Here is a 26,480-nt window from a genome sequence, read left to right on the forward strand (position 1 = left end):
GCCGTCGCGACGGCGCGGGACCTGCGGTCGGGAGGCCCCGGCGCGCGCTGGGTCGGCGCCGACGCCCTGCGGGAGCTGGAACGGCGGCCTCCCGGTAGATCGTGAGCGCGGTCACTGGCACGATGCCGCCATGCGCGGGCTCATGCAGGACTTCCCCCTCACCATCGACGCGATCTTCCGGCACGTCGAGCAGCACTACGGCGACGGGACGATCGTCACCGGCAGCCCGACCGGACCGGTGCGCAGCACCTACGCCGAGTGGGCAGGGCGGACCCGCCGGCTGGGCGGGGTCCTCGACACCCTCGGCGTCAGCGAGGACGGCCGGGTCGGCACGTTCGGCTGGAACAGCCAGCGGCACCTGGAGCTGTACTTCGCCGCGCCGGCCACCGGCCGGGTGCTGCACACCCTCAACATCCGGCTGTTCCCCGAGCAGCTGACCTACATCGCCAACCACGCCGAGGACGAGGTGGTCTTCGTCGACCGCACCGTCCTGCCGCTGTTCTGGCCGCTGGTCGACACGATGAAGACGGTCAAGCACGTCGTCGTCATGGACGACGGCGGCGACAACGAGATCCCCGACGACCCGCGCGTCCTGGACTACGAGGCGCTGCTGGCGGAGGCCGAGCCGGTCGACTTCCACGTCGAGGACGAGAACCGCGCCGCCTCGATGTGCTACACGTCCGGGACCACCGGCAACCCCAAGGGCGTCGTCTACAGCCACCGCTCGACGTTCCTGCACACCATGGGCGTGATGCAGCCGAACGCCTTCGGGCTGGGCATCCAGGACGTCGCGATGCCGGTCGTGCCGATGTTCCACGCCAACGCCTGGGGCATCGCCCAGGCCGCCCCGGCCGCCGGCGCCTCGCTGGTCATGCCCGGGCCGATGATGCAGCCCGAGGCACTGGCCAAGCTGATCGTCGAGGAGGGCGTCACCTTCACCGCCGGCGTCCCCACCATCTGGCAGGGCGTGCTGCCGCACCTGGCCGGCAAGCCGCACAAGCTGCGCGACATCGGCTGCGGCGGCTCCGCTGTGCCCAAGGCGCTGTCGGAGGCCTACCGCGAGCAGGTCGGGCTGCCGATCCTGCAGGCCTGGGGCATGACCGAGACCCACCCGGTCGCCTCCTCCGGCGTCCTGCCCAAGCGGTACGCCGACGCCGACGAGGCGACCAAGGCCGACCAGCGGGCCCGCGCCGGCATCCCGTTCCTCGGCGTCGAGGCCCGGATCGTCGACGCCGAGAGCCTCGAGCCGCAGCCCTGGGACGACGAGGCCACCGGTGAGCTGCAGGTCCGCGGCCCGTGGTGCGCGAAGGACTACTACAACCCCGACGCCGGCGTCGTCCTGACCACCGACGACGGCTGGATGCGCACCGGCGACGTCGCGGCGATGGACCCCTTCGGCTCCATCCGCATCGCCGACCGCACCAAGGACCTCATCAAGTCCGGCGGCGAGTGGATCAGCTCGGTCGACCTCGAGAACGCGATCATGAGCCACCCGAAGGTCAAGGAGGCCGCGGTCGTCGGCATCCCGCACCCGAAGTGGGACGAGCGGCCGCTGGCCTGCGTCGTCCTCAAGGAGGGCGAGGAGGCGACCGAGGAGGAGATCCTCGAGCACCTCCGGCCGCTGGTGGCCAAGTGGTGGATGCCCGACGCCGTCGAGTTCATCGACGAGGTCCCGAAGACCAGCGTCGGCAAGTTCTCGAAGAAGGACCTGCGCACCCGCTTCGCGGAGTACGAGCCCAGGTCCTGAGGCGGGGTCCTAGCGGACGAAGGGCGGCCGGCCGGTCTCGCTCACCAGGGGCCGGCCCGCCGCCTCCCACTCCCCCATGCCGCCGCCGACGTTCACCGCGTCGTAGCCGTTGAGGTTCAGCCACGCGGCGACCCGCGCCGAGCGCCCGCCGCTGCGGCAGATCACGTACACCGGGTCGCCGTCGGGGACCTCGTCGAGCCGGGCCGGGACGTCGCCCATCGGGATGTGCGTGGCGCCCTCGGCGTGCCCGGCCACCCACTCGCCGTCCTCACGGACGTCGAGGAGCGCGGCGTCCTCGGGCACCTCGACGGCGGACACGGTCGGAACCTGCTGCGGCATCACGCACCCCATCCTCCCAGGTGGGGCCCTGCCGCACCGGCGGGCTGGGAGGATCGGGCCGTGACGTCCGCTCCCCCCGCGCCGCCGGTCCGCGAGCCGGCCTGGTCGCTGTCGCGCTCGGCCATCTGGCTGTGGGTCACCCAGGGGGTCGTCGGCACGCTCGTCTACGGCGTGGTCGTGGGGGTCCTCCTGCTGGCCGTGCCGGCGTCGGTGGGCGGTCCGGTGCCGGTGCTGCGGTGGCTGCTGCCGGTGCTGGTCGTCGTGTACGCGGTGGTGGCGATCGGCGTGCGGCCGTGGATCCGCTACCGGGTGCACCGCTGGGAGGTCACCGCGGACGCGGTGCACGCCCTCACCGGCTGGCTCAGCCGCACCTGGACGCTGGTGCCGGTCGCCCGCATCCAGACCGTCGACGTCACCCGCGGCGTGCTGCAGCAGCTCTACGGCCTGGCCAGCGTCGCGGTGCTGACCGCCTCGTCGCAGGGCACCGTCCGGGTGCCGCACCTGGAGGTCGCCGTCGCCGAGCGGGTGGCCGACGACCTGGCCCGCCGGGCCGAGCAGGTGCGGGACGAGGCCACGTGACGGACCCGGTCCTGACGGCGCCCGGGCTCACCGCCCCGCGGCGCACCTCGCCGCTGGTCGTGCTCGTGCACACCGTCACCTTCCGCCAGGCCCGGCAGGTGGTGCCGGCCGCGATCCCCGTCGTCGCCGCGGTCGGCGTGGACGGGCCCGGGGTCGTCGTCGCGCTCGTGGCGACGGTGACGGCGCTGTCGCTGCTGTTCGCCGCGCTCACGTGGTGGCGGACCACCTACCTCGACACCGCGTCCGCGGTGGTGGTCACCCGCGGTCTGCTGGCGCGGTCGGTGCGCACGGTGCCCAACGACCGGATCCGCGGCGTGGAGGTCGAGGCGCCGGCGCTGCACCGGCTGTTCGGGCTGGTCCGCGTCCGCGTCGACGCCGCCGCCGGCACGCTCACCGGCGGGGACGAGGAGGTCGTCGTCGACGGCGTCCCGCGGGCGGAGGGCGACCGGCTGCGGGCCTCGGTGCTCACCCACCGGCGGGCCGCGGCGCCGCTGCCCGGGGCGGACCCGTCCGCCCCGCCGCCGGAGGAGCCGGCCGAGCAGGAGCTGGCCCGGTTCGACCGGCGCTGGCTGCTGTACGCGCCGCTGGTCGCCAGCTACCTGGCGGTGCCGCTGGCCGCGGTCGGCGCGCTGTCGCGGCTGCTGCAGGAGCTGCCCCGGGACCTGCGCCCGGACCTCGACGGCCCCGACCTCACCGACGTCCGCGTCCTCGTCGTCACCGCGGTGGCCGCGGTGGTGCTGCTCGCCGTCGGGGCGGTCGCCGGGGCGGCGGTGGTCAACTGGGGCTTCCGGCTGGTCCGCCGCGGGGGCTCGCTGGTCGCCGTCCGCGGGCTGGTGACCCGGCGGCACACCGAGCTGGAGGTGGACCGGATCCGCGGCGGCACCCTCGCCGAGGGGCTGGGCATGCGGCTGGTGCGCGCCGCGCGGGTGAACGCCCTGGTCACCGGCCTGGGCGCGGCCAGCCGGCGCGGCCAGCTGTTCCCGCTGGGCCCGCGCGAGGAGGCGGTGCGGCTGCTCGGCCTGCTGGTCGACGACCCGGGCCCGCTGACGCCGCACCCGCACGCCGCCCGCCGGCGGGCGGTGGTCCGCGCGGTCGCCACCGGGCTGCTGGTCGCCGCGGCCGGGGCCGTGCTGACGGCCCTCACCGGCTCCTGGGGCGTGCTCGCCGCCGGGATCGTGCTCACCGTGCTCGGCGTGCCGCTGGGCCTGGGTCGCTACGCCGCGCTCGGGCACGCCACCGGGGCCGGCTCGTTCACCGTGCGCAGCGGGCTGCTGGTGCGCGAGCAGGCGGTGCTGCAGCGGCGGGCCGTCGTCGGCTGGCAGGTCCGGCAGACCTGGTTCCAGCGGCGCGCGGGCCTGGCCACCGTCGTCGCCTGCGTCGGGGCGGGCAGCGGCGGCTACGCCGCGGTGGACATGGCCGCCGACGACGTCGCGGCGTTCACCGCCGCCGCGTCGGGACCGTGGGCCACCGCGCCCGGCACGGGAGCGCCCCGCCCGGCCGGCTGACGGTGGATCGCTGGCCCGTCGGGGCCAGTTCACCGGAACGCGGGAGTGTCGATCATCGGCCCGGGTAGCCCGGCGCTCGATGACCGCCGCCCCGCGGCACGCCCGCTCAGTGCAGCCCGCCGGTCTCCCTGCCGAGCCCGACGCGGCCGGCCAGCGCGGCCGCCTCCACGCGGGTGGCCACCCCGAGGCTGCGCAGCAGCGAGGCGACCAGCCGCTTGGCGGTCCGCTCGGACACGTGCAGCGTGGTGGCGATGTCGACGGTGCTCGTGCCGTCGGCCACCAGCCGCCACAGCCGGCGCTCGTCGCTGGTCAGCCGGCCGGCCACGGTCTGCTCGCCGGTCGGCGCGGCATCGTCGAGCAGCCGGCGCAGCAGCGCCTCGGGGACGACCGACCAGCCGTCGAGCACTGCCAGCAGCGGGCGGACGAGGTGCTCCGGGTCGGCGCTCTTGGGCAGGAAGCCCGCCGCGCCCGCCCGCAGCGCCTCCAGCGCCGCGTCGGCCTCCGCCAGCCCGGACAGCGCCACCACCCGGACCACGGGGTCGGCCCGGCGGATCGCCGCGATCGCCCGCACGCCGCCCGGGGGCGGCATGTGCAGGTCCACGACGGCGACGTCGGCGTGGTGCCGGCGCACCAGTGCGGCTGCCGCGGAGGCGTCGTCGGTGGTAGCCACGACGCGCACCCGTCCGTCGCTCACCCCGGGGAGCAGCAGCGACAGCCCCCGGCTGAACAGGGGGTGGTCGTCGACGACGACCACGTCCACGTAGCCCTGACGCCCAGCCCCGGCGTCGGTCGATCCCACGACCCTCCTCCCGGTCCGGTGCGCCCGGCGCACCGGACCCTCCGCACCCGGAGGTGCCCGTGACCCTCGCCCCCGACACACCCCGTACCGCCCGGTCCGGTTCCGGCCGCCTGCTCCCCGACCTGGCCCGCGTGGTGCGCGACCACCTCGTCCGCGCCGCCCGCGGCCCGCGGGCGGGCCAGGAGCCGCTCCCCACACCCGAGGGCGCGCTGCTGCGGGCCATGTGCCACGACATGCAGAGCCCGCTGGCCTCGCTGGAGGCGCTGCTCGGCTCCCTGGACCGCGAGCCCGCGCAGCGCGGGGAGCTGCTGGAGCTCGCCCGCGCGCAGACCGCCCACCTGTCCTCGATGTTGCGCACCGCCGACGCCTCCGGCGGGGCGACGCGGCGGCCCCCCGGGGGCCGGCTGCTCGGCGAGGTGCTCCGCGCGTCGGTGGCCGCCTCCGGCCTGCCGCTGCGCCAGCTGACCCTGGCGGTGCAGGAGTGCGCCGCCGGGGTGACCGTGGCCGACGCCCGGGTGCAGCGGATCCTCACCAACCTGCTGGAGAACGCCCACCGGCACGGGGACGGCGCCGCGGTGCTGCTGACGGTGGTCCACCGCGACGGCTGGGTCCGGCTGGCGCTCACCCAGGACGTGGCGCGCCCCGAGCGGGTCGTGCAGTACCTGCGCCACGACGCGCCGCCGGTCGACCTCACGGGCCTCGGCCTGTGGTCGGTGCAGCGGCACGCGCACGACCTCGGGGGCGCCGTCGTCTGGGCCACCTCCGACGCCGGGCTCACCCTCTGCGTCCAGCTCCCCGACCGGTGAGGGGGACGGCACCCGGCCGCGGTGTCGGCCGGTGGACCGACGGGAGACACGGCCGACGGGAGACACGGCACGGACGACGTGGCACCGGGGGGCCACGGGACGGCACGGGCGGGCCACCGGACGCGGGCAGATCCGGGGTGTCGCCGCAGCGGCGGCGGCGCGACGACGCAAGCCGAGTGAGGGAGAGCCCGTGTTCACGCACACCCACGCCCTGCAGTACGAGGCCAAGCCCGACGGCCCCGACCCGGACTTCGCCCGCAAGATGCAGGAGGTCCTCGGCGGTCAGTGGGGCGAGATGACCGTCGCCACGCAGTACCTGCTGCAGGGCTGGAACTGCCGGCTGCCCGGCAAGTACAAGGACATGCTCCTCTCGATCGGCACCGAGGAGCTGGCGCACGTCGAGATGATCATCACGATGATCGACCGGCTGCTCGACCACGCGCCGCTCAAGCCCGACTCGGCCGACCGCACCAAGGAGGCCGCCGCCGGCTACGGGCAGCACAACCCGCAGCACCTGATCCAGAACGGCCAGGCCGCGTCCTACATGGACAGCATGGGCAACCCGTGGACCGGCGCGTACGTGACCGCCAGCGGCAACCTGTACGCGGACTTCATGTACAACGCCACGGCCGAGATGCAGGGCCGGCTGCAGGTCGCCCGGCTCTACAACATGACCGACGACCCGGGCGTCAAGGACCTGCTGCGGTTCCTCATCACCCGCGACCACATGCACCAGCAGCAGTGGCTGGCCGCCATCGAGCAGCTCAAGGAGGACGGCCTCGAGGGGCTGCCGGTGCCCGAGGCCTTCCCGCTCGACGAGGAGGTCGGCGACCTGGGCTACACGTTCATCCAGGCCTCCGACGGTCCCGAGGCCGCCAACGGCCGCTGGGCCTCCGGCCCCTCGATCGACGGCCGCAGCGAGTTCCGCGCCGCGGCGATCGAGGCCACCGCCGACGCCCCGACGCTGCCCCCGGGCGACCCGCGGCTCTACAGCACCCCGCAGACCGAGGCCCACACGATGCTGCAGAAGGCCAAGGACCTGCTCAAGTGAGCCGCTGACCCCGACCACCGCGCCGTCGCCGCGCCGGCGGCCGGGCTCCCGCAGCCCGGCCGCCGGCCGGCGGGGTGCATCCCGCGAACGGCAGTCCCCGGAGGTCCCCGTGCACCTGCCTGCTCCCGCCGCCGTCCTGACGGCGGTCTACGCCACGGCGCTCGCCGTCGCCGTGGCCGGCGCCACCACCGGATCGGTCCGCGAGGCCCTGGCCGGCCTGGTCGTCCTCACCGCCCTCGTCACCCGCTGGGCGGTGCGCCGCTCCCGCCGCGCCACCCCCACGACCGCGGCCGCCGTGGCGACGGTCGACGCCGCGCTGCCCGACGTCCCCCTCCCCGAGGCCGCCCCTGCCCGCGCCGCCTGACACGCGCGAGGCGCGCGCCCCCTGACGGGGACGCGCGCCTCGGCTGGTGCCGTGCTCGGTCGGCGACCCGTCAGTGGGCGACGGCCTTCTCGGCACCGATCCCGGTGAGGGAGCGGACCTCCAGCTCGGCGGTCTTGTCCAGGTCCGGCTTCTCCTTGGACAGGACCGTGCCCAGCCAGCCGAGGAAGAACGACAGCGGGATGGACACGATGCCGGGGTTGTTCAGCGGGAACCAGTGGAAGTCCACGTCCTGGAACAGCGACGGGGACAGCCCGGTGGCCGGGTTGACCGGCGCACCCGACACCACCGGCGAGAAGACGATCAGCACGATGCAGGCGATCAGGCCGCCGTACATCGACCACAGCGCGCCCTGGGTGGTGAACCGCTTCCAGAACAGCGTGTAGAGGATCGTCGGGAGGTTCGCCGACGCCGCGACGGCGAAGGCCAGCGCCACCAGGAAGGCGATGTTCAGCCCGGCCTGCAGGGCGAGGATGCCCAGGCCGATCGAGATCGCGCCGATGACGACGGCGGTGATGCGGGCGACCCGCACCTCGCCGTTGGGCGGCACGTTGCCCTTCTTGATGACCGACGCGTAGACGTCGTGCGCGAACGAGGCCGACGCGGTGATCGTCAGGCCGGCGACCACCGCGAGGATCGTCGCGAACGCGACGCCGGCGATGATGCCGAGCAGCACCGTGCCGCCGAGCTCGAAGGCCAGCAGCGGGGCGGCGGAGTTGACCGCGCCGGGGGCACCGAGGACGGTGTCCGCCCCGACGAGGGCGCCGGCGCCGTAGCCGATCACCAGGCTGAACAGGTAGAAGATGCCGATCAGCCAGATCGCCCAGACCACCGAGCGACGGGCGTCCTTCGCCGTCGGCACGGTGTAGAAGCGCATCAGCACGTGCGGCAGGCCCGCCGTGCCGAGCACCAGGGCCAGGCCCAGCGAGACGAAGTCCAGCTTCGAGGTGCTGGTGGCGCCGTACTGCGCCCCGGGGGCCAGGACGTCGCGGCCCTCGACCGCGTTGTCCTGCGCGGCGCCGAGCAGCGAGGACAGGTTGAAGCCGAACTCGCCGAGCACCCACAGCGTCATGACCAGCGCGCCGGCGATCAGCAGCGAGGCCTTGATGATCTGCACCCAGGTCGTGCCGCGCATGCCGCCGACCAGCACGTAGATGATCATCAGCGCGCCGACGAGGACCACGACCAGCGCCTGCGCGGCCTCGCCGGTGACCCCCAGCAGCAGGGTCACCAGCCCGCCGGCGCCCGACATCTGCGCCAGCAGGTAGAACAGCGACACCGCGAGCGTGGAGATGGCCGCGGCGGTGCGCACCGGGCCCTGCCGCATCCGGAAGGCCAGGACGTCGGCCATCGTGAACCGGGCGGTGTTGCGCATGAGTTCGGCGACCAGCAGCAGCGCCACCAGCCAGGCGACGAGGAAGCCGATCGAGTACAGGAAGCCGTCGTAGCCGTAGACGGCGATCGCCCCGGCGATGCCGAGGAACGACGCCGCCGACAGGTAGTCGCCGGCGATGGCCAGCCCGTTCTGGGTGCCGCTGATGTTGCGGCCCGCGGCGTAGTAGTCCGCCGCGCTCTTGTTGTTCCGGCTGGCGCGGAAGGTGATCACCAGGGTGACCAGCACGAACGCGCCGAAGATGCCGATGTTGAGCGCCGGCGTGCCGATGGTGGCGTCGGCGGCGAGCACGTCAGCGGGCACGCGTGGCCCCCTTCCCGAGGTCGGGGCCACCGCGGCGGCCGGTGGCGTACTCGTGGTGCTCGAGCCGCTCGCGCATCTCGTCGGCGATCGGATCGGTGCGCCGGTTGGCGTGCGACACGTACAGGTGGGTGATCACGAACGTCGACAGGAACTGCCCGAGCCCGAGCAGGAGCCCGATGTTGACGTTGCCGAACACCCGGGTCGCCATGAAGTCCGGCGCGTAGGTGGAGAGCAGGACGTAGAGCAGGTACCAGGCCAGGAAGGCCACGGTCATCGGGAACGCGAAGGCCCGGAAGCGCCTGCGCAGCTCCGTGAACTCCGGCGAGTCCTGTGCCTGCCGGTACTCCTCCGGCGTCAGCAACCGCCGTTCGGCGGGTTCGGTCACGGCTGTGCCCCCTCGTGTCGACCTGTTCCGGACGTGTGACGGCGCTCACCATAGGTCGGGGCCGGTGGGGTCGGAAACCGGCGAAACTTTCGGTGCCAACCCGTGACCTGAGCTTCCGACCGCCGTAACGCCGTGGAAGTGCGCCGGCGGTGCACTGGGGACATGACCGCGACGGCAGGGACGTCGACCGCACGGTCGACGGGGTGGTTCCCGGTGGCCCGCGCCACCGAGGTCGGGACGACGCCGGTGCCGGTGGGCGCCGGCGGGCGTGCGTACGTCGTCGTCCGGCTGCGGCCCGGCGGGGAGGTCAGCGCCTTCCCCGCCCGGTGCCCGCACCGGCTGGTCCCGCTGGCGGCGGCCACCGTCGTCGGGGGCAGGCTGCAGTGCCCGTACCACGGCTGGCGGTTCGACGCCGACGGCCGCTGCGTGGACGTCCCCTCCCTCGGGCCCGACGGCAGCGCGCCGCCGCGGGCGGACCTCCCGGTGCCGTGGGCGGTCGAGGAGCGGCACGGCTGGGTCTGGCTGGCGCCCGAGCCGACCGCCGTCGCCCTCCCGCCGGTCCCCGCCGCCGAGCCGCTGCCCGAGCCCGCCCCGGCCCCCGGGCCGCCGCCGGGGCCGGTGTTCGGCAACCTCGACCCGTCGCTGGAGCACGCCTGGCACCCGGTCGCGCTGTCCCGCGAGCTGCGGCCCGGCGGCTGGCTGCAGGTCCGGCTGCTCGGCCGCACCTGGGCGCTGTCCCGCGGCGCGGACGGCCTGTCGGCCGACCCGCCGGCGTGGGGCGTCCGCGAGCGGTTCGGCGTCGTCTGGCTGGCGCCGGCCGAGCCCCGCGACGTCCCGCTCGAGGTGCCCGAGGACGGCGACCGGCGCTTCGTCCGGGGCTGGCTGGCGCCGGTGCGCTCGCCCGGCCCGGCCGGGCCGCTGGCCGACGCCCTCCTCGATCCCACGCACGGCCCGTTCGTGCACGGCGGTCCCGAGGACGACGCGCCGGCGCCCGAGGTGACGCCGGAGCCGGGCGGGTTCACGAGCGTGCGCGGGCAGGGCGCGACGGTGGCCACCGCCGTCCACCGCGCGCCGTTCCAGCTGCGGCGGCGGGTGGAGTCCCCGGCGTCCGGCGCGGCGACGACGACGCTGTTCCTCCTGCAGCCCGAGGACGCCGACTCCACCCGCGTCTACGGCTGCCTGCTGCTGCGGGCGGGGCACGGCGAGCCGCTGCCCGGGCCGGACGTCGTGGCCGCCGAGGTCACCCGCGCGCAGCAGGCGCTGGCCGAGGACCTCGAGCTCCAGGCGCAGCTGGGGAGCACCGGGCTGCCGCTGTCGGCGCGCGACGAGCTGCACGTGCGCGCCGACCGGCACGGCCTGGCGCTGCGCCGCGCCCTCGCCGACTTCGCCGCCGGCCGCTGAGGCACCGGCCTCACCGTGTGGTGCCCGCCCCCACCGCACGGCGTGAGGGCGGGCACCGCGAGCCGGGGCCCGTCAGGCCGGCTCGAGCTCCTCGCCGCACGCGGGGCAGCGGGTGGGCGGGTCCTCGTCGGCGAGCCGCCCGCACGCCGGGCACACCCGCGTCAGCCAGCACGCCGGGTCCCCGCCCTCGTCGTCCGGACCGGTGCCACCCGCCGGGCGCGGCCGGACCTCCTCCTGGGACATCCCGCCTCCTCGCTGCAGGGCCGACGTGCGCAGGGCCGACGGTACGGCGACCGGGACGGTGACGCGGGTCGCGGCGGCCGCCCGGGCCCGGCTGGGAGCATGGACGTCGTGCCGTCGCCCGCCCCGCGCCGAGAACGAGCGCGCCGCACCGCCCTGACCGCCGCCGCCCTGGCCCTCCCCGCGGGCTGGCTGGCCCGCGCGCTGTGGGGCCTGCCCACGGCGATCGGCGCCGGCCGGCGGGAGATCCGGCCCACCGTGGCCGGCTCGCCGCAGTGGTCGCACGGCAAGTTCCACAACACGCTGCCCACGCCCACCCTGCCGCCGCCCAACGCCCGCCGCGGCCTGCTCCGGCAGTGGCACGACGACCGGCACGTGGGCCTGCCCGCCCGCCCGGTGCCGCTGGCCCGCCCGGAGGTCCCGGCCGAGGCCGGCGAGCTCGCCGTCACCTGGTTCGGGCACTCGAGCGCGCTGCTGGAGGTCGACGGCGCCCGCGTGCTGGTCGACCCGGTGTGGGGGTACCGCGTCTCGCCGTCGCCGGTGTTCGGCCCCACCCGGCTGCACGAGCCGCCGGCGCCGCTGGAGTCCCTCCCCCGCGTCGACGCCGTGCTGATCTCGCACGACCACTACGACCACCTGGACCTGCCCACGGTGCGGGCGCTGGTCGAGCAGCAGGACGCGCCGTTCGTCGTCCCGCTGGGCGTGGGCGTGCACCTGCGCCACTGGGGCGTGCCGGAGGACCGCGTCGTCGAGCTGGACTGGGACGGCGCGACGACGGTCGGCGACCTGACGATCACCTGCACCGAGGCACGGCACTTCTCCGGCCGCTACCTCACCCGCGACACCACGCTGTGGTCGTCGTGGGTGGTGGCCGGGCCGCGGCACCGCGTCTTCTTCGGCGGCGACACCGGCTACACCCCCGCCTTCGCCGGCATCGGCGCCCGGCTGGGCCCCTTCGACCTCACGCTGATGCCGATCGGCGCCTACAACGAGGCCTGGGCGCACATCCACATGGACCCCGAGGAGGCGGTGCGCGCGCACGGCGACCTCGGCGGCGGGGTGCTGCTGCCGGTGCACTGGGCCACGTTCAACCTGGCCTTCCACCGCTGGGCCGAGCCGGTGCAGCGGCTGCTGGCCGCCGCGGGGCGCTCGGGCGTGCCGGTGCTCGTGCCGCGGCCGGGCCAGCGGGTCGACGTCCTGGCGCCGCCGCCGCTGGAGGACTGGTGGACCGCGGTCGGCTCGGCCGAGGCCGGCCCCGCCCGGCACGACGACGCCGGCGTGGGCGGCACCGTGCTCGCGCGGGTGCTCTCCCGGCTGATGGCGCTGCGGCTCGGCTGATGCTCAGGCGCTGCGGCGCAGGACCAGCTCGGAGGGGAAGAACACCGTCTCCCCGGCCGTCGACGCGGTGAGCGGGGCGCGGGCGAGCACGGCCCGCACCGCCGCGCCGGCGATCCGCTCCACCGGGTGCGTCGCCGTCGTCAGCCCGGTGACCCCGGCGACGGGGACGTCGTCGAACCCGGCGACCGCGACGTCGCCGGGGACCTCCCGGCCGTGCCGGCGCAGCACCGCCAGGACGCCGAGGGCGACCTCGTCGCAGCCGGCGAGGACCGCGTCGGTGTCCGGCCAGCGGGCGAGCACCTCCTCGGCCCCGGCCTCCCCCGCCGCGGTGTCGAAGCCCCCGGGCACCGTGCGCGCCTCCAGCCCGGCCGCCGCGACGGCCGCGCGGTAGGCCTCGACCGGGCGCTGCGCGCACGGCAGCCACGGCGGGCCGGTGACCATCGCGATCCGCCGGCGTCCCGACCGGAGCAGGTGCGCCACCGACGCGGCGGCGGCCCCGGCGCCGTCCACGTCGAAGGACGGGACGTCCGCGCTGCCCACCCCGATCGACACCACCCGGCCGCGCAGCGCCCGCGGCACGGCGGCGAGCAGCTCGTGCGTGGTGTTGACCAGGACGACCCCGCCGACGGTGCGGTCCCGGGCCAGGGCGTCGAGCTCGGCGCCCGGAGCCCGCAGCGGCAGCCGGCGGACGGCGATCCCGAGCCCCGCCGGCGTGCACACCCGGGCGCCGGCGGTCACCAGCCGAGCCGTGTACTCGCACTCGAGGATCCCGTCCGACGTGCCGGTGACGGCGACGACGACCCGCGTGCCGGTGCCGCTGGCGAGGGCGCGCGCGACCGGGTCGGCCTCGTACCCGAGCGCCTCGGCGGCGGCGCGCACCCGGGTCAGGGTCTCCGCGGACACCGGCCCGCTGCCGGTGACCACCCGGGACACCGTCGCGCGCGAGACGCCCGCGGCCCGTGCGACGTGCTCGAGGGTCACCGTCGGGGGCGGGGCGTCGCGCACCCGGCCGTCGTACCACCGCGGCGGCGCCGGCGGGACCCCCCGGCGGGCCGGGACCGCTCTCAGCGCAGCAGCTTGCTCATCCGCCGGTCGGCCAGCGGCTTGCCGCCGGTCTGGCAGGTGGGGCAGTACTGCAGCGAGGTGTCGGCGAAGCTGACCTCGCGGACGGTGTCGCCGCACACCGGGCACGGCAGGCCGGTGCGGGCGTGCACCTGCAGCCCCGACCGCTTCTCGCCCTTGAGCGTCGCCGCCGCCTGGCCGACCTGGCGCTCGAGCGCGTCGGTGAGCGTGGCCCGCAGCGCGTCGTACAGCCGGACCAGCTCGTCGTCGGTGAGCCTGTCGGCCATCTTGAACGGCGAGAGCCGGGCGGCGTGCAGGATCTCGTCGGAGTAGGCGTTGCCGACACCGGCCAGCACCGTCTGGTCGGTGAGCGTGCCCTTGAGCTGCGCGTGCCGCCCGGCCAGCAGCGCGGCGAACTGCTCGCGGTCGACGGCGAGGGCGTCGGGACCGAGCCGGCCGATGCCGGGCACCTCCGACGGCGAGCGGACCAGGTACACGGCGAGGCTCTTGCGGGTGCCCTGCTCGGTGAGGTCGAAGCCGTCGGACGGCGTCCCGTCCTCAGATGCCAGGTGGACGCGCAGCGCGAGCGGGCCCTTGCCGGGCTTGGGCGGCGCGGTGGGCAGGCCGGTGCGCCAGTGCAGCCACCCGGCGCGGGCCAGGTGCACGACCAGGTGCAGCCCGGAGACGTCGAGGTCGAGGAACTTGCCGTGCCGGGCGGCGCCGGTGACCTCCAGGCCGGCCAGCGCCGACAGCGGCGGGTCGAACGTCTTGAGCGCCTGCAGCGCGGTCAGGTCGGCGCGCGCGACCACCCGGCCGACGGCGTTCTCGCGGAGGAACGCGGCCAGCGCCTCCACCTCGGGCAACTCGGGCACCCGGCCATGATCCCCGCCGTCGCCGCCTCCCGTCGTCCCCGGTCGTGTGCACTTCCGCGGAGGTGCACGGGCCACCTCCGCACGGGGCTCAGCCGACGAACGACGTCCGGTCGGTGACCGTGGCGGTGGCGCCCGGCTCGGCGCGGGCGGCGTCGGCGACCGCGGCGGCCACGGCCTGGGTGACCGCCGGGTCGAACACGCTCGGGATGATGTAGTTCGCGTTGAGCTGGTCGTCGCGGACGATTGCCGCCAGCGCCCCCGCCGCGGCCAGCAGCATCCCGGTGCTGATCTCGGTGGCGCGGGCGTCGAGCAGCCCCCGGAAGACGCCGGGGAAGGCCAGCACGTTGTTGATCTGGTTGGGCAGGTCCGAGCGGCCCGAGGCGACGACGGCGGCGTGCTGCCGGGCCCGGACCGGGTCGACCTCCGGCGTCGGGTTGGCCATCGGGAAGACCACCGCCCGCTCGGCCATCGCGGCCAGCGCCTCCACCGGCAGCACGTTGCCGGCGCTCACCCCGATGAACACGTCGGCGCCGGCCAGCGCGTCGGGCAGCTCGCCGCGCACGCCGGCGGGGTTGGTGCGCCGCGCGAGGTCGGCCTTGGCGGGGGACAGCCGCTCGTCGTCCGGCGAGAGGATGCCCTCGCGGTCCCACACGAGCACCTGCCCGGCGCCGGCCGCGAGCAGCAGGTTGACGATCGCCGTCCCGGCCGCGCCGGCCCCGGCGACGACGGTCTTCACGTCGGCCAGCTGCTTGTCCACCACGCGCAGGGCGTTGCGCAGGGCGGCGAGCGCCACGATCGCCGTCCCGTGCTGGTCGTCGTGGAAGACCGGGACGTCGAGCCGCTCGCGCAACCGCGCCTCGATCTCGAAGCAGCGCGGCGCGGCGATGTCCTCGAGGTTGATGCCGCCGAAGCCGGGGGCGATGAGCTCGACGGTGCGCACGATCTCGTCGACGTCCTGGGTGTCCAGGCAGATCGGCCAGGCGTCGATGTCGGCGAACCGCTTGAACAGTGCCGCCTTGCCCTCCATCACCGGCAGCGCGGCGCCGGGCCCGAGGTCGCCCAGGCCCAGGACGGCCGACCCGTCGGTGACGACGGCGACGGTGTTGCCCTTGATGGTCAGCCGACGCACGTCCTCGGGGTGCTCGGCCAGCGCCAGGCACACCCGCGCCACCCCGGGGGTGTAGGCCATCGACAGGTCGTCGCGGGTCTTGAGCGGCACCTTGGAGGCCACCTCGAGCTTGCCGCCGAGGTGCAGCAGGAACGTGCGGTCGCTGACCTTGCGCACGGCCACCCCGGGCACGGCGCCGAGGGCGGTGACCATCTCCTCGGAGTGCGCGGCGTCGGCGGCCGAGCAGGTGACGTCGACGGTCAGCCCGTCGGGCCGGGAGTCGACGACGTCGATGGCGGTCACCGCGCCGCCGGCCTCGCCCACCGCCGTCGCGATCCGGCCGATGCTCGCCGGGTCTCCGTCGGCGGTCAGCCGCACGGTGATCGAGTAGGAGGCCGAGGTGACCGGCCCGCGCGGGACGGCGGCCGGCTCGCCGAGGGCGGTCGGGTCCGCTGCTGTGTCGCTGCTCACACCCCGATCGTGACACCGCCGGGCGCGGCCCGCGCTCAGCCGCCGGGGATCGGCTCCAGCACGACCTCGAGGCCGCCGTCGGCCGCGGCCGCCACCAGCGCGGCGCCGTCGAGCGGCGGCGGGCCGAGCAGCGTGGCCAGGGCGGCCTGCGGCCCGGCCGGGACGGCGACGACGACCACCCGCGCCGCGGCGTCCCCGCCGGCCACCGACCAGGGCACGCCCCGCGGGCAGACGACGGCCGACCCGGGCGGGCGCGGCCGTGCCGGCGCGGAGCCGACCGCGACCAGCGGGCAGCCGGCGGTGACGACGAGCACCACGTCGGCCCCGCGGGCCACGAGGCGGCGCGGCGGGCAGCCGGGCGGGACGGTCACCGCCTCGGCGGCGGGACGGCCGGGCGGGGGGACGGCGTCGAGCGGCTCCATGCCCCGCACGGTGCGCCCGTGCGCTGGTGGGCCGCTGGTCCCGCCCCCGCCAGCGGCCGACCAGCCCCCGACCAGCCCCGGCCCCGACGGTGGGCGCCGATCGAGACCGACCTCCCCTGGAGCCGCCATGAGCACCGCCCCGTCCCTGTCCGCCTCGTCCCTGTCCGCCTCGTCCCTGTCCGCCTCGTCCCTGTCCGCCCCGTCCCCGTCCGCCCCGCCGGCCGCGCCCGCGGCCCGCCCGTCGCCGTGGCGGGAGATCGGCGTCTTCCTCGGCGCCACCGCCGGCCTGCTCACCGTGACGACCGCCGTCGCGGCGGCCGCGGACGCCGACGTCGCGCACGTCGACCAGGAACCGCCGTTGATCCAGGCGCTGCTGTTCGGCCAGGCGCTGATCCCGCTGCTGGCCGCCGTCCTCGCCCGGCTGGTGACCGCCGGGACGCTGCGCCGGCCCGGCTGGGGCTTCCGCCGGACGTCGTGGCGCAGCCTCGGCACCGCCTGGCTGTGGGCCCTGCTGCCGACGCTGGCCGCCGGCGGCCTGCTCTGGGCCATCGGGCTGGCCGGCTTCGCCTCCGAGGGGCTCACGCCGACGGTGGCGCTCGGCCTGACCGTGCTGGTCCTGCCCTACGTCGCCCTCGCGCTGTTCGAGGACGTCGGCTGGCGCGGGCTGCTGGTGCAGCGCCTGGCCGAGGTCGCCGGCCCGCGCCGTCGTCCTGGTCAGCGGGCTGGCCTGGTCGCTGTTCCACTGGCCGCTGGTGCTCTTCCTCGGCGGCGCGCCCGCCGGGATCCCGGTGCCGTTCGCGCTGCTGTGCCTGACCGTGGGCACCACCTCGCTGGGGGCCGTGCTCGCCTCGATGCAGCTGCGCTGGGGGATCTGGCCCGGCGTCCTGGCGCACGCGGTGCTCAACGCGCTGCTCTACCACGTGCTCGCGCCGCTGACCGCCGACAGCGGGCCCACCGAGTGGTTCTCCACGGAGACCGGCGCCGCGGGGGCCGTCACGCTGCTGCTCGCCGCGCTCGCCTGGTGGCGGGTGGCGCCGCTGCGCCGGTCCCCCGACGGCGGCACGGGAGCCGCCTGAGCCCCCGGAGGGCCCGGACCACCTACCCTCCCCGGCCGTGGACCTGCGGCTGGACGTGCTCGGGCCGACGCGGCTGCTCCGCGACGGCGCCGCGGTGGACCTCGGCGGGCGCCGGCCCGCCGAGGTCCTGGCGCTGCTGGCCGCCGCCGAGGGCCGGACGGTGCAGGCCGCGACGCTGGCCGACCGGCTGTGGCGCGGCGCCCCGCCGGCCACCGCCACGACGACCCTGCAGGGCCACGTCAGCCGCCTGCGCCGGCTGCTCGACCCCGGCCGCGGCGCCCGCGACGCCGCCGTGCTGGTCACCCGCGGCGACGGCTACGCGCTGGTCCTGCCGCGCACCGCCGTCGACGCGCACGCCTTCGCCGACCTGGTCACCGCCGGCACCGCCGCCGACGACCGGGAGGCGGCCCGGCTGCTGACCGAGGCGCTGGCGCTGTGGCAGGACCGGCCGTACGCCGACGTCGCCGACGTGGAGGACGTCGTCCCGGCGGTGGCGCGGCTGGAGGAGCTGCGGCTGGTCGCCGTCGAGCGGCTGGCCGAGGCCCGGCTGGCGCTGGGCGCGGGCGCGGAGCTGGTGCCCGACCTCACCGCGGCCGCCGCCGTCGCCCCGCTGCGCGAGCACACCGCCGCGCTGCTGGCCCGGGCGCTGTACCGGGCCGGGCGGCAGGGCGACGCGCTCGACGTGCTGCGCCGCACGCGGGAGCGGGTCGCCGACGAGCTGGGCCTGGACGCCTCGGCCGAGCTGCGCGACGTCGAGGCCGCCGTCCTGCGGCAGGACGCGGCGCTGGCCGCCCCGGCGCGGACCCCTGCCCCCGTGCCCGCGCCGCGGGAGGCGCCGGCCGGGGACGGCTTCGTCGGCCGGCCCGGCGAGCTGGCCGCCCTGGCGGCGGCGTGGGGCGCCGCGGACGCCGGCCGCGGCACCGCCGTGGTCGTCACCGGCGAGCCGGGCATCGGCAAGACCCGGCTGGTCGAGGCCTTCGCCGCCCGCGCCGGGGCCGCCGTCCGCTGGGGCCGCTGCGCCGAGATCGGCGGCGCGCCGCCGTACTGGCCCTGGCAGCAGGTGCTCGGCGGGCTGCCCGAGGCGGCGCTCGGCGCGGACACCGGCGCCCGCTTCGCCCTCGGCCTGGACACCGCCCGCCGGCTGCGCGCCCTCGCCGCCGAGCGGCCGCTGCTCGTCGTCCTCGACGACCTGCAGTGGGCCGACGGCGACTCCCTGCACGTGCTCGAGGTGGTCCTCTCCCAGCTCCACGGCAGCCGGCTGCTGCTGGCGGTGACCTGCCGCGAGGAGGCCACCGCCGACCCGGTGCTCACCCGCGTGCTGGGCCTGGCCGCCCGGCTGCCCGGCGCGCGCCGGCTGCGGCTGGCCGGGCTGGCCGCCGAGGAGGTCGCCGACCTGGTGACCGGGCTGCGCGGGGACACCCCGGCCGGCGCCGTCGTCGCCTCGCTGGCCGAGCGCACCGGCGGCAACCCGTTCTTCGTCACCGAGCTGGCCGCGCTGCCGCCGTCGGCCGGGGAGGCCGTGCCCGCCGGGGTCCGCGACGTCGTCCGGCTGCGGCTGGCCGCCCTGCCCGCGCCCGCCCGCGAGGCGCTGGCCGCGGCCGCCGTCGCGGGCCGGGACGTGCCGGTCGGGCTGCTGACCGCCGTCCTGTCCGGGGACGACGGCGGGGTGACGACGGCGCTGTCCGCGGGCCTGCTGGTCGAGACCTCCCCCGGCCGGGTGCGGGTGGCGCACGACCTGGTGCGCGAGGTGCTGCTGGCCGACCTGGGGCCGGTCGAGCGGGCGCGCGTGCACGGCCGGACGGCCGACGTCCTGGAGGCCGGGCCCGCGGCGGCGACCGCGGCCGGCGCCATCGCCGTGCACCGCAGCGAGGCCGCGGCCGGCGGGCCGGACCCGGCGGCCGCCCGCGCGTGCCTGCGGGCCGCCCGGGAGGCGCTGGACCGGGCCGGCGTCGAGGAGGCCGCCGCGCTGGCCGACCGGGGGCTGGCGCACGTCCCGCCCGGGGAGGCGGCGCTGGCGGCGGACCTGCACCTGGTGCGCGGCCGGGCGCTGCGCCGGCTGGGGCTGCTGGAGGAGAGCGGCGCGGCGCTGCGCGCGGCCGCGGACCTCGCCCGCGGGGTCGGCGACGCGCCGCGGCTGGCCCGGGCCGCCGTCGCCTCCGCCGGCGGCGGGCTCGGCGGCTACTGGGCCTCGGTCGGCGCGCCGGCGGCCACCGACGTCGCGCTGCTGGAGGAGGCCGCGGCCGGCGCCGACGCGCTGCCGCCGGAGCTGGCCTCGGCGGTGCTCGCCGCGCTGGCGGTGCAGCGGTCCTCCACCGGCGAGGCGGGCGGCCGGGAGCTGGCCGACCGGGCGCTGGCCGCGGCCGGCGACGTGCCGTCCGCGCGGCCCCGGGCGCGGGTGGCCCGGTTCGTGGCCGACTGGACGCCGGCGCACGCGGCGGAGCGGGTGGAGCTGGCCCGGGCGCTGCTGCGCGAGTCGGGGAGCGACCCCGCCGCCGAGGCCACCGCCCTGCACCTGCTGCGCTGCGCGCTCACCGAGACGGTGCAGGCCGACGAGGCCGCGGCGGTGTCCCGCCGGTTCACCGAGCTGGCCACCCGGCGCGGCGACGGCGACCTGCTGCAGCTGGACGCCTGGTGGTCCGCGGGGCTCGCGCTGGCCCGTGGGGACGCCGAGGGCGCCCGGCGGCTGGCCGACGCCGCCGTCCGCGAGGCGCCGACCACCTCCCCGGCCGCCGCCGACGTCACCCGCATGTCCCGGCAGACGATCGAGGGCATCGCCGCCTGGCACGAGCGCCGGATGGGCGCGCTGGTGCCCGAGGTCGTCGACCTGGCGGCGACCGTCGACGCCGGGTTCCTGTCCGTCCTCGCGCTGGCCCACGCGCAGGCCGGGCGGCGGGAGCAGGCGCGCGCCGTCGTCGAGCGGTGGCTCGCGTTCCCCGCGCACGGCGCCCGCGAGCCGGTGCGGGCCGTGCTGCTCGCCGACGCCGCCCTGGAGCTGCGCGACCGCGACCTGGCCGCCTCGCAGCTGCCGGTGCTGGAGGGCTACGGCGACACCGTGGTGGTGCTGTGGGCGGGCACGACCGTCCTCGGCCCGACCGCGCTCTACCGCGGCGGCGTGCTCGGGCTGCTCGGCCGGCCGGGCGCGGCGGCGGAGCTGCGGCGGGCGCTGGAGATCTGCGACGCGTTCGGGTTCGCGCCGTTCGCCGCCCGCGCCCGCTCACTGCTGGCCGAGCACGGCTGACCCGGTCCCGTGCACTCCCGCGGAAGCGCACCGCGCACTTCCGCGGGAGTGCACGAGGGTCAGGCGGGGCCGCGCAGCCGGAACGGCCGGTCCGCGGCGAGCGGCCCGCGCGCCCAGGCCACGAGCCCGGCGACGTCGATCCCGTGCGGCGGCGCGGCCGCGTAGGGCGCCACGTTGCCCGCGCCCCGCTCGACCAGCCGGGCGGCGCCGCGCGCGTTGCCGCGGGCTGCGTGGGTCAGCCCGACGGCGAGCTGAGCCAACCCCCGCCACAGCTGCCGCTCGTGCCCGGGCGCGGCCTTCCAGGCGTCCTCCAGCACCTCGTGGGCGTGGAACGGGCGCCCGGCGTCGAGCAGCCGCTGCGCCTCGGTCAGCGCCTCGTCCGGCGTGCGCGGCACCCCCTCGGGCGCGCGCTCCTCGCCCACCGCCCCGCGGGGCAGCGGGCGGCCGAGGGCGTCGCGGGGCCGGGCGTTGCGCGCCCGCCCCGCGGCGTCCCGGTCCCGGGAGGAGTCCACCGGGCGATCCTCGCGCGAACACCGGACGGCGGCGCGGTGCGTCCTCCGGCCCGGGGGTTGTCACAGGCGCCGTGTAGTGCATGGATGTCAGCCGAGGACGGCCCCTGCACGGAGCCGCCCCCGCACCGACCCGCGGTCGTTCGCGACCGGTCCGGACCTGGAGGGGGTGGGCCCCGTGGGCCCTGCCGTCGAGGAGCGCACCGCGCTCGACCTCGAGACCGCCGTCGCCGCGGTCACCGCCACCGCGCTGCGGCCCGGCCCGGCCGGGCCGGTCGGCCTGGAGCTCGAGGCGCACCTGGTCGACCTGGACGCCCCGGCCGCCCGCGTGCCCTGGGACCGGGTGTGTGCCGCGGTGGCCGACGTGCCGGCCCTGCCCGGCGGCAGCCGGGTGACCCTGGAGCCCGGCGGGCAGGTGGAGCTGTCCGGGCCGCCGCTGCCCGGCGCCGCGGCCGCGGTGGCCGCGCTGCGCGCCGACCGAGCCGTCCTCGCCGCCGCGCTGGCCCCGCACCGGCTCGGGCTGGCGCCGGTGGGCGCCGACCCGCTGCGCCGCCCGGCCCGGGTGAGCCCCGCGCCGCGCTACCGCGCGATGGAGCGGCACTTCACCGCCGCCGGCTGCGGTGCGGCGGGGACGGCGATGATGACCGCGACCGCGTCCCTGCAGGTCAACCTGGACGCCGGCCCGCGCGGCGGGTGGAGCCGCCGGGTGGCGCTCGCCCACCAGCTCGGCCCGGTGCTGGTCGCCGTCTCGGCCTGCTCCCCGCTGCTCGGCGGGCGGGCCACCGGCTGGCGCTCGTCGCGGCAGCAGGTGTGGGGCGCCCTCGACCAGGCCCGCTGCGGCCCGATCCTCGGCGGCGCCGACCCCGCCGGCGAGTGGGCCGCGTACGCGCTGGCCGCGCCGGTGATGCTGGTCCGTGACCCGGACACCGGCGACGCCGAGCCGGTGCTGACCCGCACCCGCTTCGCCGACTGGGTGACCGGCGCGGTCCCCCTGGGCGGGCGCCGCCCCACCACGACCGACCTGGACTACCACCTGTCCACGCTGTTCCCGCCGGTGCGGCTGCGCGGATACCTGGAGATCCGCTACCTCGACGCCGCGCCCGAGCCGTGGTGGCCGGCCCTGGCCGCCGTCACCGCCGCGCTGCTCGACGACCCGGCCGCCGCCGACGCCGCCGCCGAGGCGACCGCGCCGGTCGCCGGGGCGTGGACCCGCGCCGCCCGCGACGGGCTGGCCGACCCGGAGCTGCGGGCCGCCGCGGTGCGCTGCCTGGCCGCGGCGCTGCCCGCCGTCGACCCGGACCTGGGGGGGGGGGGGGGGGGGGGGGGGGGGGCCCCGGGGGGGCGGGGGCGGGCGGGCAGGGGGGGGGGGGGGGGGGGCGGCGCGCCCCCCGCGCCCCCCCCCCCCCCCCCCCCCCCCCCCCCCCCCCCCCCCCCCCCCCCCCCCCCTCGCCGAGCTGGCCGGGCGCGGCCGCGGCCCCGGTGACGTCCTGGCCGACGCCGCCCGCGCCGGCGGCCCCGCCGCCGCCCTGGCCGCCGCCACCGAGACCGCCCCGCAGACCGCCCCCGTCGTCCCGGAGGTGCACCCGTGACCACGGCGCACGAGCGGCTCGCCCGCGAGCTGGAGACCGCCCGGCGGCGGACCCTGCTGCTCACCGACCTCGACGAGCCCGAGCTGCTGCGCCGGCACAGCCCGCTGATGAGCCCGCTGGTGTGGGACCTCGCGCACGTCGGCCAGCAGGAGGACCTGTGGCTGCTGCGCCACGGCGACGCCCGCCGCGCCGGCCTGCTGCCGCCCGCCGTCGAGGCGCTCTACGACGCCTTCACCCACCCGCGCGCCGTCCGGGACCGGCTGCCGCTGCTGCCGCCGGTGGAGGCGCGCGCGTTCGTCGCCGAGGTGCGCGGCCGGGTGCTCGACCGGATCGGGCGCGCCGGGCCGGACGACGACCCGTTCGACGTCGCGATGGTCGTCAGCCACGAGGCACAGCACACCGAGACCATGCTGCAGGCCCTCGGCCTGCGCGTCGGGCCGCCGGTGCTGGGGACCGGCGGCCCGACGCCGGCCGGCCGGCCCGGGGTGGCCGGGACGTCGGTGCTCGTACCCGCCGGCCCGTTCGTCCTGGGCGTGGACGCCGCCGACGAGCCGTACGCGCTGGACAACGAGCGCGGCGCGCACGTGGTCGACCTCCCCGCGTTCCGCATCGGCCGGGTGCCGGTGACCAACGCCGAGTACGCGGCCTTCGTCGCCGACGGCGGCTACGACACCCCCGGCTGGTGGTCGCCGCGGGGCTGGGCGCACCGGCGGGAGGCCGGGCTCGAGCGGCCGCTGTACTGGGGCCCGGGCGGCGCCCGCACCCGCTTCGGCGTGCTCGAGGACGTCCCGCCCGACGAGCCGGTCCAGCACGTCACGTTCTTCGAGGCGGAGGCGTACGCGGCGTGGGCCGGCGCCCGGCTGCCCGCCGAGGCGGAGTGGGAGAAGGCCGTCGCGTGGGACCCGGCCGCCGGCCGCCGGCGCCGCTGGCCGTGGGGCGACGCCGACCCGACGCCGGCGCTGGCCAACCTGGGCGGGGCGGCGCTGCGCCCGGCACCGGTGGGCGCCTACCCGGCCGGCGCGTCCGCGTACGGCGTGGAGCAGGCGGTCGGGGACGTCTGGGAGTGGACGTCGTCGGGGTTCGAGGCCTATCCCGGCTTCACCCCGATGCTGTACGCCGACTACTCGGCGCCGTTCTTCGGCGGCGACTACCGGGTGCTGCGCGGCGGCTCGTGGGCGGTGGACCCCTCCATCCTGCGGCCGTCGTTCCGCAACTGGGACCACCCGGTCCGGCGGCAGGTGTTCAGCGGCATCCGGCTGGCCTGGGACGTGGACTGACGATGTGCCGTCACCTCGCCTGGCTGGGGCGGCCGCGGTCGGTGGCCTCGCTGGTCCTCGAGCCGCCGTCGTCGCTGCTGGTGCAGTCCTGGGCGCCGCGGCGGCAGCGGTACGGCACCGTGAACGCCGACGGCTGGGGCGTCGGGTTCTTCGCCCCCGGCCGGACCGAGCCGGTGCGGTGGCGCTCGGCGCGGCCGCTGTGGGCCGACCCGTCGTTCGCGTCGGTGGCGCCGGTGCTGGTGTCCGGGTGCGTGGTGGCCGCGGTCCGCTCGGCGACGGTGGGCATGCCGCTGGAGGAGAGCGCCGCGGCGCCGTTCACCGACGGCCGCTGGCTGCTGTCGCACAACGGCCGGGTCGCCCGCGCGGTGCTCCCGCCGGTGCGCGACGCCGAGTCGACGGTGGACAGCGCGCTGCTGGCCGCGCTCGTCTCCTCCCGCGGGATGGACCGGCTCGGCGACACCGTGCGGGAGGTGGCCGCCGCCGACCCCGCCGCCCGCCTCAACCTGCTCGCCGCCGACGGCACCCGGCTGCTGGCCACCACCTGGGGCGACACGCTCTCCGCCCTGGTCACCGACGAGGGGACGGCGCTGGCCAGCGAGCCCTGGGACGACGACCCCGCGTGGACCGACGTGCCCGACCGCTCGCTGGTCGAGGTGACCCCGGACGGCCTGACCGTCACCCCGCTGACCTGACCCGACCGCGAGCCGAGGAGACCCGTGACGACGACCCGCCACCTCGCCCCCGACGACGTCGCGGCCGCGCTGCGCGCCGACGCCCTCGCCGGGCTGACCGCGACGCCGAAGGCGCTACCGCCGCGCTGGTTCTACGACGCCCGCGGCAGCGAGCTGTTCGACGAGATCACCCGGCTGCCCGAGTACTACCCGACCCGCGCCGAGCGGGCGGTGCTGGCCGCGCACGCCGGCGAGGTCGCCGCGGCCTCCGGCGCCGAGGTGCTCGTCGAGCTGGGCAGCGGCACCTCGGAGAAGACCCGCCTGCTGCTGGACGCGCTGACCGGGGCCGGCACGCTGCGGCGGTTCGTCCCCTGCGACGTCGACCCGTCGGTGCTCGCCGCGGCCGCCGAGGCGGTCACCGCCGAGTACCCGGGCATCGCCGTGGACCCCGTCGTCGGCGACTTCACCGCGCACCTGGGCGTGCTGCCCCGCGGCGGCCGGCGGCTGGTGGCCTTCCTCGGCTCGACGATCGGCAACCTCGAGCCCGGCCCGCGGGCGGCGTTCCTCGCCGAGCTGGCCGGCACGCTCGCGCCCGGCGACTCCTTCCTGCTCGGCACCGACCTGGTCAAGGACCCCGGCCGGCTGGTCCGCGCCTACGACGACGCCGCCGGCGTGACCGCGGAGTTCAACCGCAACGTGCTGCGGGTGCTCGACCGCGAGCTCGGCGCCGACTTCGACCCGGCGGCGTTCGACCACGTCGCGGTGTGGGACGCGGCGGACGAGTGGATCGAGATGCGGCTACGCGCGCGGGTCGCGCAGGTCGTCACCGTGCCGGCGCTGGGCCTGACCGTGCGCTTCGCCGCGGGCGAGGAGATGCGCACGGAGGTGTCGGCGAAGTTCCGCCGGGCGGGCGTCGAGGCCGAGCTCGCCGCGGCCGGCCTGCGGACGACGCACTGGTGGACCGACCCGGACGGCGACTTCGCCGTCTCCCTGTCCATCCCGTCTGAGCCCCTGTAGCGCTGTCGGCTCCCGGGGCCTGCATCCGGACCTGCGGGAACGCCGGAAGAGGAGGTGTCAGCACCCCCGACCCCGGAGGACCCCGTGACCCGGACCCGCACCCTCGGCCTCGCCACCGTCGCCGGCGCCGGCGCGCTCGTCGCGCTCGGGACCACGCCGGCCGCAGCGGCCGACACCGCCACCGTCTCCGTGCTGCACGCCGTCCCGGACACCCCGGTCGACGTGTACGCCAACGGCGAGCGGCTGATCGACGACTTCCAGCCCGGCACGCTCACCGACCCGCTGTCGCTGCCCGCGGGCTCCTACGACCTGGCGCTGTTCCCCGCCGACGCCGCCGACGGCTCGGGCACGCCGCTGCTGTCCGCGGACGGCGTCGCGGTCCCGGCCGGCGCGAACGCCACCGTGGTCGCGCACCTGACCGCGGAGGGCCAGCCCGCGCTCACCCCGTTCGTCAACGACACCTCCGCGGTCGCCGCGGGGCAGGGCCGCGTCGTGGTCCGGCACGTCGCGGCGGCCCCGGCGGTCGACGTCCGCGCCGGTGGCCAGGTGGTCGCGCCGGGCCTCGCCAACCCCGACGAGGCGTCGCTCGAGGTCCCCGCAGGCACGGTCAGCGCCGACGTCGTCCTGGCCGGCACCTCCACCGTCGCGCTCGGCCCGGCCGACCTCGCGGTCACCGAGGGCGCCACGACGGTCGTGTACGCGTGGGGCTCGCAGGACGCCGGCTTCGAGCTCGCCGTCCAGACGATCAGCGGCGGGCACTCGGCGCCGTCCGGGGTCCCCGGCGGGAGCGCCGGGCTGGCCGACGACGACGGCCTGCCGCTGCCGCTGCTCGGCCTGTCCGCGCTCGGCCTGGTCGGCGCCGGCGTGGCCGCGCGCCGGCTGGCCACCACGCGGGCCTGA

At 77.6% G+C, this 26,480-nt stretch carries 24 protein-coding genes and 1 pseudogene; 15 read left to right on the top strand and 10 right to left on the bottom strand.

Features of this window, described 5'->3' with window-relative positions; all coding sequences use genetic code 11:
* Nucleotides 1-130 precede the first annotated feature (130 nt).
* Nucleotides 131-1,747: a long-chain fatty acid--CoA ligase gene (locus ACI796_RS20475; RefSeq protein ID WP_456943059.1), complete on the top strand. Its 1,617-nt coding sequence runs from the start codon at nucleotides 131-133 to the stop codon at nucleotides 1,745-1,747.
* Between the two features lie 9 nt (nucleotides 1,748-1,756).
* On the opposite strand, the gene ACI796_RS20480 is transcribed toward ACI796_RS20475, so the two are convergent.
* Nucleotides 1,757-2,065 carry a rhodanese-like domain-containing protein gene (locus tag ACI796_RS20480; protein ID WP_456943060.1) on the bottom strand — a complete coding sequence of 103 codons (309 nt, stop codon included), beginning with the start codon at nucleotides 2,063-2,065 and terminating at the stop codon, nucleotides 1,757-1,759.
* A gap of 81 nt (nucleotides 2,066-2,146) precedes the next feature.
* Between ACI796_RS20480 and ACI796_RS20485 the strand changes: the two genes are divergently transcribed.
* Together ACI796_RS20485 and ACI796_RS20490 are read left to right on the top strand one after the other, a co-directional pair.
* A complete protein-coding gene (locus tag ACI796_RS20485) occupies nucleotides 2,147-2,665 on the top strand; it encodes a PH domain-containing protein (protein ID WP_456943061.1) in 519 nt (172 codons plus the stop codon).
* A complete protein-coding gene (locus ACI796_RS20490) occupies nucleotides 2,662-4,170 on the top strand; it encodes a PH domain-containing protein (protein WP_456943062.1) in 1,509 nt (502 codons plus the stop codon). The genes ACI796_RS20485 and ACI796_RS20490 overlap by 4 nt, the downstream gene beginning before the upstream one ends.
* 106 nt (nucleotides 4,171-4,276) lie before the next feature.
* Here ACI796_RS20490 and ACI796_RS20495 read toward each other — a convergent pair whose 3' ends face one another.
* Entirely contained in the window at nucleotides 4,277-4,969 is a 693-nt protein-coding gene (locus tag ACI796_RS20495; protein ID WP_456943063.1) for a response regulator, read from the bottom strand.
* A 59-nt stretch (nucleotides 4,970-5,028) separates the two neighbouring features.
* On the opposite strand from ACI796_RS20495, the gene ACI796_RS20500 reads away from it, so the two are divergent.
* The 3 genes from ACI796_RS20500 (at nucleotide 5,029) to ACI796_RS20510 (ending at nucleotide 7,190) form a co-directional block, all read left to right on the top strand.
* On the top strand, nucleotides 5,029-5,775 hold the full coding sequence (locus ACI796_RS20500; RefSeq protein WP_456943064.1) for a sensor histidine kinase: 747 nt from the start codon (nucleotides 5,029-5,031) through the stop codon (nucleotides 5,773-5,775).
* Nucleotides 5,776-5,965: 190 nt separating this feature from the next.
* Complete coding sequence (locus tag ACI796_RS20505) at nucleotides 5,966-6,826, top strand: manganese catalase family protein (RefSeq protein ID WP_456943065.1); 861 nt, start codon at nucleotides 5,966-5,968, stop codon at nucleotides 6,824-6,826.
* 109 nt (nucleotides 6,827-6,935) lie between these two features.
* A complete protein-coding gene (locus tag ACI796_RS20510; protein ID WP_456943066.1) occupies nucleotides 6,936-7,190 on the top strand; it encodes a hypothetical protein in 255 nt (84 codons plus the stop codon).
* 70 nt (nucleotides 7,191-7,260) lie between these two features.
* Here the strand turns inward: ACI796_RS20510 and ACI796_RS20515 are convergent, their stop codons facing one another.
* The gene (locus tag ACI796_RS20515) at nucleotides 7,261-8,904 is read right to left on the bottom strand and encodes a solute symporter family protein (RefSeq protein WP_456943067.1); all 1,644 of its coding nucleotides are present in this window, start codon (nucleotides 8,902-8,904) and stop codon (nucleotides 7,261-7,263) included.
* Nucleotides 8,894-9,289 (bottom strand): DUF485 domain-containing protein, encoded by a 396-nt coding sequence (locus ACI796_RS20520; protein ID WP_456943068.1) that lies wholly within the window; start codon nucleotides 9,287-9,289, stop codon nucleotides 8,894-8,896. Before ACI796_RS20520 ends, ACI796_RS20515 begins: the two co-directional genes overlap by 11 nt.
* Nucleotides 9,290-9,451: 162 nt before the next feature.
* Between ACI796_RS20520 and ACI796_RS20525 the strand changes: the two genes are divergently transcribed.
* On the top strand, nucleotides 9,452-10,690 hold the full coding sequence (locus ACI796_RS20525; RefSeq protein WP_456943069.1) for a Rieske 2Fe-2S domain-containing protein: 1,239 nt from the start codon (nucleotides 9,452-9,454) through the stop codon (nucleotides 10,688-10,690).
* 72 nt (nucleotides 10,691-10,762) lie between these two features.
* On the opposite strand, the gene ACI796_RS20530 is transcribed toward ACI796_RS20525, so the two are convergent.
* On the bottom strand, nucleotides 10,763-10,933 hold the full coding sequence (locus ACI796_RS20530) for a hypothetical protein (protein ID WP_456943070.1): 171 nt from the start codon (nucleotides 10,931-10,933) through the stop codon (nucleotides 10,763-10,765).
* Between the two features lie 99 nt (nucleotides 10,934-11,032).
* Here ACI796_RS20530 and ACI796_RS20535 point away from each other — a divergent pair, with 99 nt between their 5' ends.
* Nucleotides 11,033-12,268, top strand: a complete 1,236-nt coding sequence (locus ACI796_RS20535; protein WP_456943071.1) for an MBL fold metallo-hydrolase — start codon at nucleotides 11,033-11,035, stop codon at nucleotides 12,266-12,268.
* Nucleotides 12,269-12,271: 3 nt separating this feature from the next.
* Here the strand turns inward: ACI796_RS20535 and ACI796_RS20540 are convergent, their stop codons facing one another.
* From ACI796_RS20540 to ACI796_RS20555, 4 genes are all read right to left on the bottom strand, one after another.
* The gene (locus ACI796_RS20540) at nucleotides 12,272-13,273 is read right to left on the bottom strand and encodes a LacI family DNA-binding transcriptional regulator (protein ID WP_456943072.1); all 1,002 of its coding nucleotides are present in this window, start codon (nucleotides 13,271-13,273) and stop codon (nucleotides 12,272-12,274) included.
* 59 nt (nucleotides 13,274-13,332) lie between these two features.
* A complete protein-coding gene (locus ACI796_RS20545) occupies nucleotides 13,333-14,202 on the bottom strand; it encodes an Fpg/Nei family DNA glycosylase (protein WP_456943073.1) in 870 nt (289 codons plus the stop codon).
* 88 nt (nucleotides 14,203-14,290) lie between these two features.
* On the bottom strand, nucleotides 14,291-15,781 hold the full coding sequence (locus tag ACI796_RS20550; protein ID WP_456943074.1) for a malic enzyme-like NAD(P)-binding protein: 1,491 nt from the start codon (nucleotides 15,779-15,781) through the stop codon (nucleotides 14,291-14,293).
* A 35-nt stretch (nucleotides 15,782-15,816) separates the two neighbouring features.
* Nucleotides 15,817-16,203 carry a hypothetical protein gene (locus tag ACI796_RS20555; protein WP_456930142.1) on the bottom strand — a complete coding sequence of 129 codons (387 nt, stop codon included), beginning with the start codon at nucleotides 16,201-16,203 and terminating at the stop codon, nucleotides 15,817-15,819.
* Nucleotides 16,204-16,907: 704 nt separating this feature from the next.
* Here ACI796_RS20555 and ACI796_RS20560 point away from each other — a divergent pair.
* A pseudogene (locus tag ACI796_RS20560) lies at nucleotides 16,908-17,279 on the top strand (CPBP family glutamic-type intramembrane protease); the annotation flags it as partial.
* A 37-nt stretch (nucleotides 17,280-17,316) separates the two neighbouring features.
* The gene (locus tag ACI796_RS20565; RefSeq protein WP_456943075.1) at nucleotides 17,317-20,517 is read left to right on the top strand and encodes a BTAD domain-containing putative transcriptional regulator; all 3,201 of its coding nucleotides are present in this window, start codon (nucleotides 17,317-17,319) and stop codon (nucleotides 20,515-20,517) included.
* Between the two features lie 59 nt (nucleotides 20,518-20,576).
* Here the strand turns inward: ACI796_RS20565 and ACI796_RS20570 are convergent, their stop codons facing one another.
* Nucleotides 20,577-21,029: a DUF309 domain-containing protein gene (locus ACI796_RS20570; RefSeq protein ID WP_456943076.1), complete on the bottom strand. Its 453-nt coding sequence runs from the start codon at nucleotides 21,027-21,029 to the stop codon at nucleotides 20,577-20,579.
* A gap of 175 nt (nucleotides 21,030-21,204) precedes the next feature.
* Here ACI796_RS20570 and egtA point away from each other — a divergent pair, with 175 nt between their 5' ends.
* The 5 genes from egtA (at nucleotide 21,205) to ACI796_RS20595 (ending at nucleotide 26,480) form a co-directional block, all read left to right on the top strand.
* Complete coding sequence (egtA, locus tag ACI796_RS20575; protein ID WP_456943077.1) at nucleotides 21,205-22,509, top strand: ergothioneine biosynthesis glutamate--cysteine ligase EgtA; 1,305 nt, start codon at nucleotides 21,205-21,207, stop codon at nucleotides 22,507-22,509.
* A gap of 102 nt (nucleotides 22,510-22,611) precedes the next feature.
* Nucleotides 22,612-23,892 carry an ergothioneine biosynthesis protein EgtB gene (gene egtB, locus ACI796_RS20580; RefSeq protein ID WP_456943078.1) on the top strand — a complete coding sequence of 427 codons (1,281 nt, stop codon included), beginning with the start codon at nucleotides 22,612-22,614 and terminating at the stop codon, nucleotides 23,890-23,892.
* A gap of 2 nt (nucleotides 23,893-23,894) precedes the next feature.
* The gene (gene egtC, locus ACI796_RS20585) at nucleotides 23,895-24,584 is read left to right on the top strand and encodes an ergothioneine biosynthesis protein EgtC (RefSeq protein ID WP_456943079.1); all 690 of its coding nucleotides are present in this window, start codon (nucleotides 23,895-23,897) and stop codon (nucleotides 24,582-24,584) included.
* 24 nt (nucleotides 24,585-24,608) lie between these two features.
* The gene (gene egtD, locus ACI796_RS20590) at nucleotides 24,609-25,580 is read left to right on the top strand and encodes an L-histidine N(alpha)-methyltransferase (protein ID WP_456943080.1); all 972 of its coding nucleotides are present in this window, start codon (nucleotides 24,609-24,611) and stop codon (nucleotides 25,578-25,580) included.
* 84 nt (nucleotides 25,581-25,664) lie between these two features.
* On the top strand, nucleotides 25,665-26,480 hold the full coding sequence (locus ACI796_RS20595) for a DUF4397 domain-containing protein (RefSeq protein WP_456943081.1): 816 nt from the start codon (nucleotides 25,665-25,667) through the stop codon (nucleotides 26,478-26,480).

This window comes from Geodermatophilus sp. SYSU D00525 (assembly GCF_054050475.1).

Bases quoted from the DNA above. Each gene is read 5' to 3' on its own strand.
- ACI796_RS20530 (WP_456943070.1), bottom strand. From the start codon at position 10,933: ATGTCCCAGGAGGAGGTCCGGCCGCGCCCGGCGGGTGGCACCGGTCCG.
- ACI796_RS20555 (WP_456930142.1), bottom strand. From the start codon at position 16,203: ATGGAGCCGCTCGACGCCGTCCCCCCGCCCGGCCGTCCCGCCGCCGAG.
- ACI796_RS20525 (WP_456943069.1), top strand. From the start codon at position 9,452: ATGACCGCGACGGCAGGGACGTCGACCGCACGGTCGACGGGGTGGTTC.
- egtC (WP_456943079.1), top strand. From the start codon at position 23,895: ATGTGCCGTCACCTCGCCTGGCTGGGGCGGCCGCGGTCGGTGGCCTCG.
- ACI796_RS20535 (WP_456943071.1), top strand. From the start codon at position 11,033: ATGGACGTCGTGCCGTCGCCCGCCCCGCGCCGAGAACGAGCGCGCCGC.
- ACI796_RS20475 (WP_456943059.1), top strand. From the start codon at position 131: ATGCGCGGGCTCATGCAGGACTTCCCCCTCACCATCGACGCGATCTTC.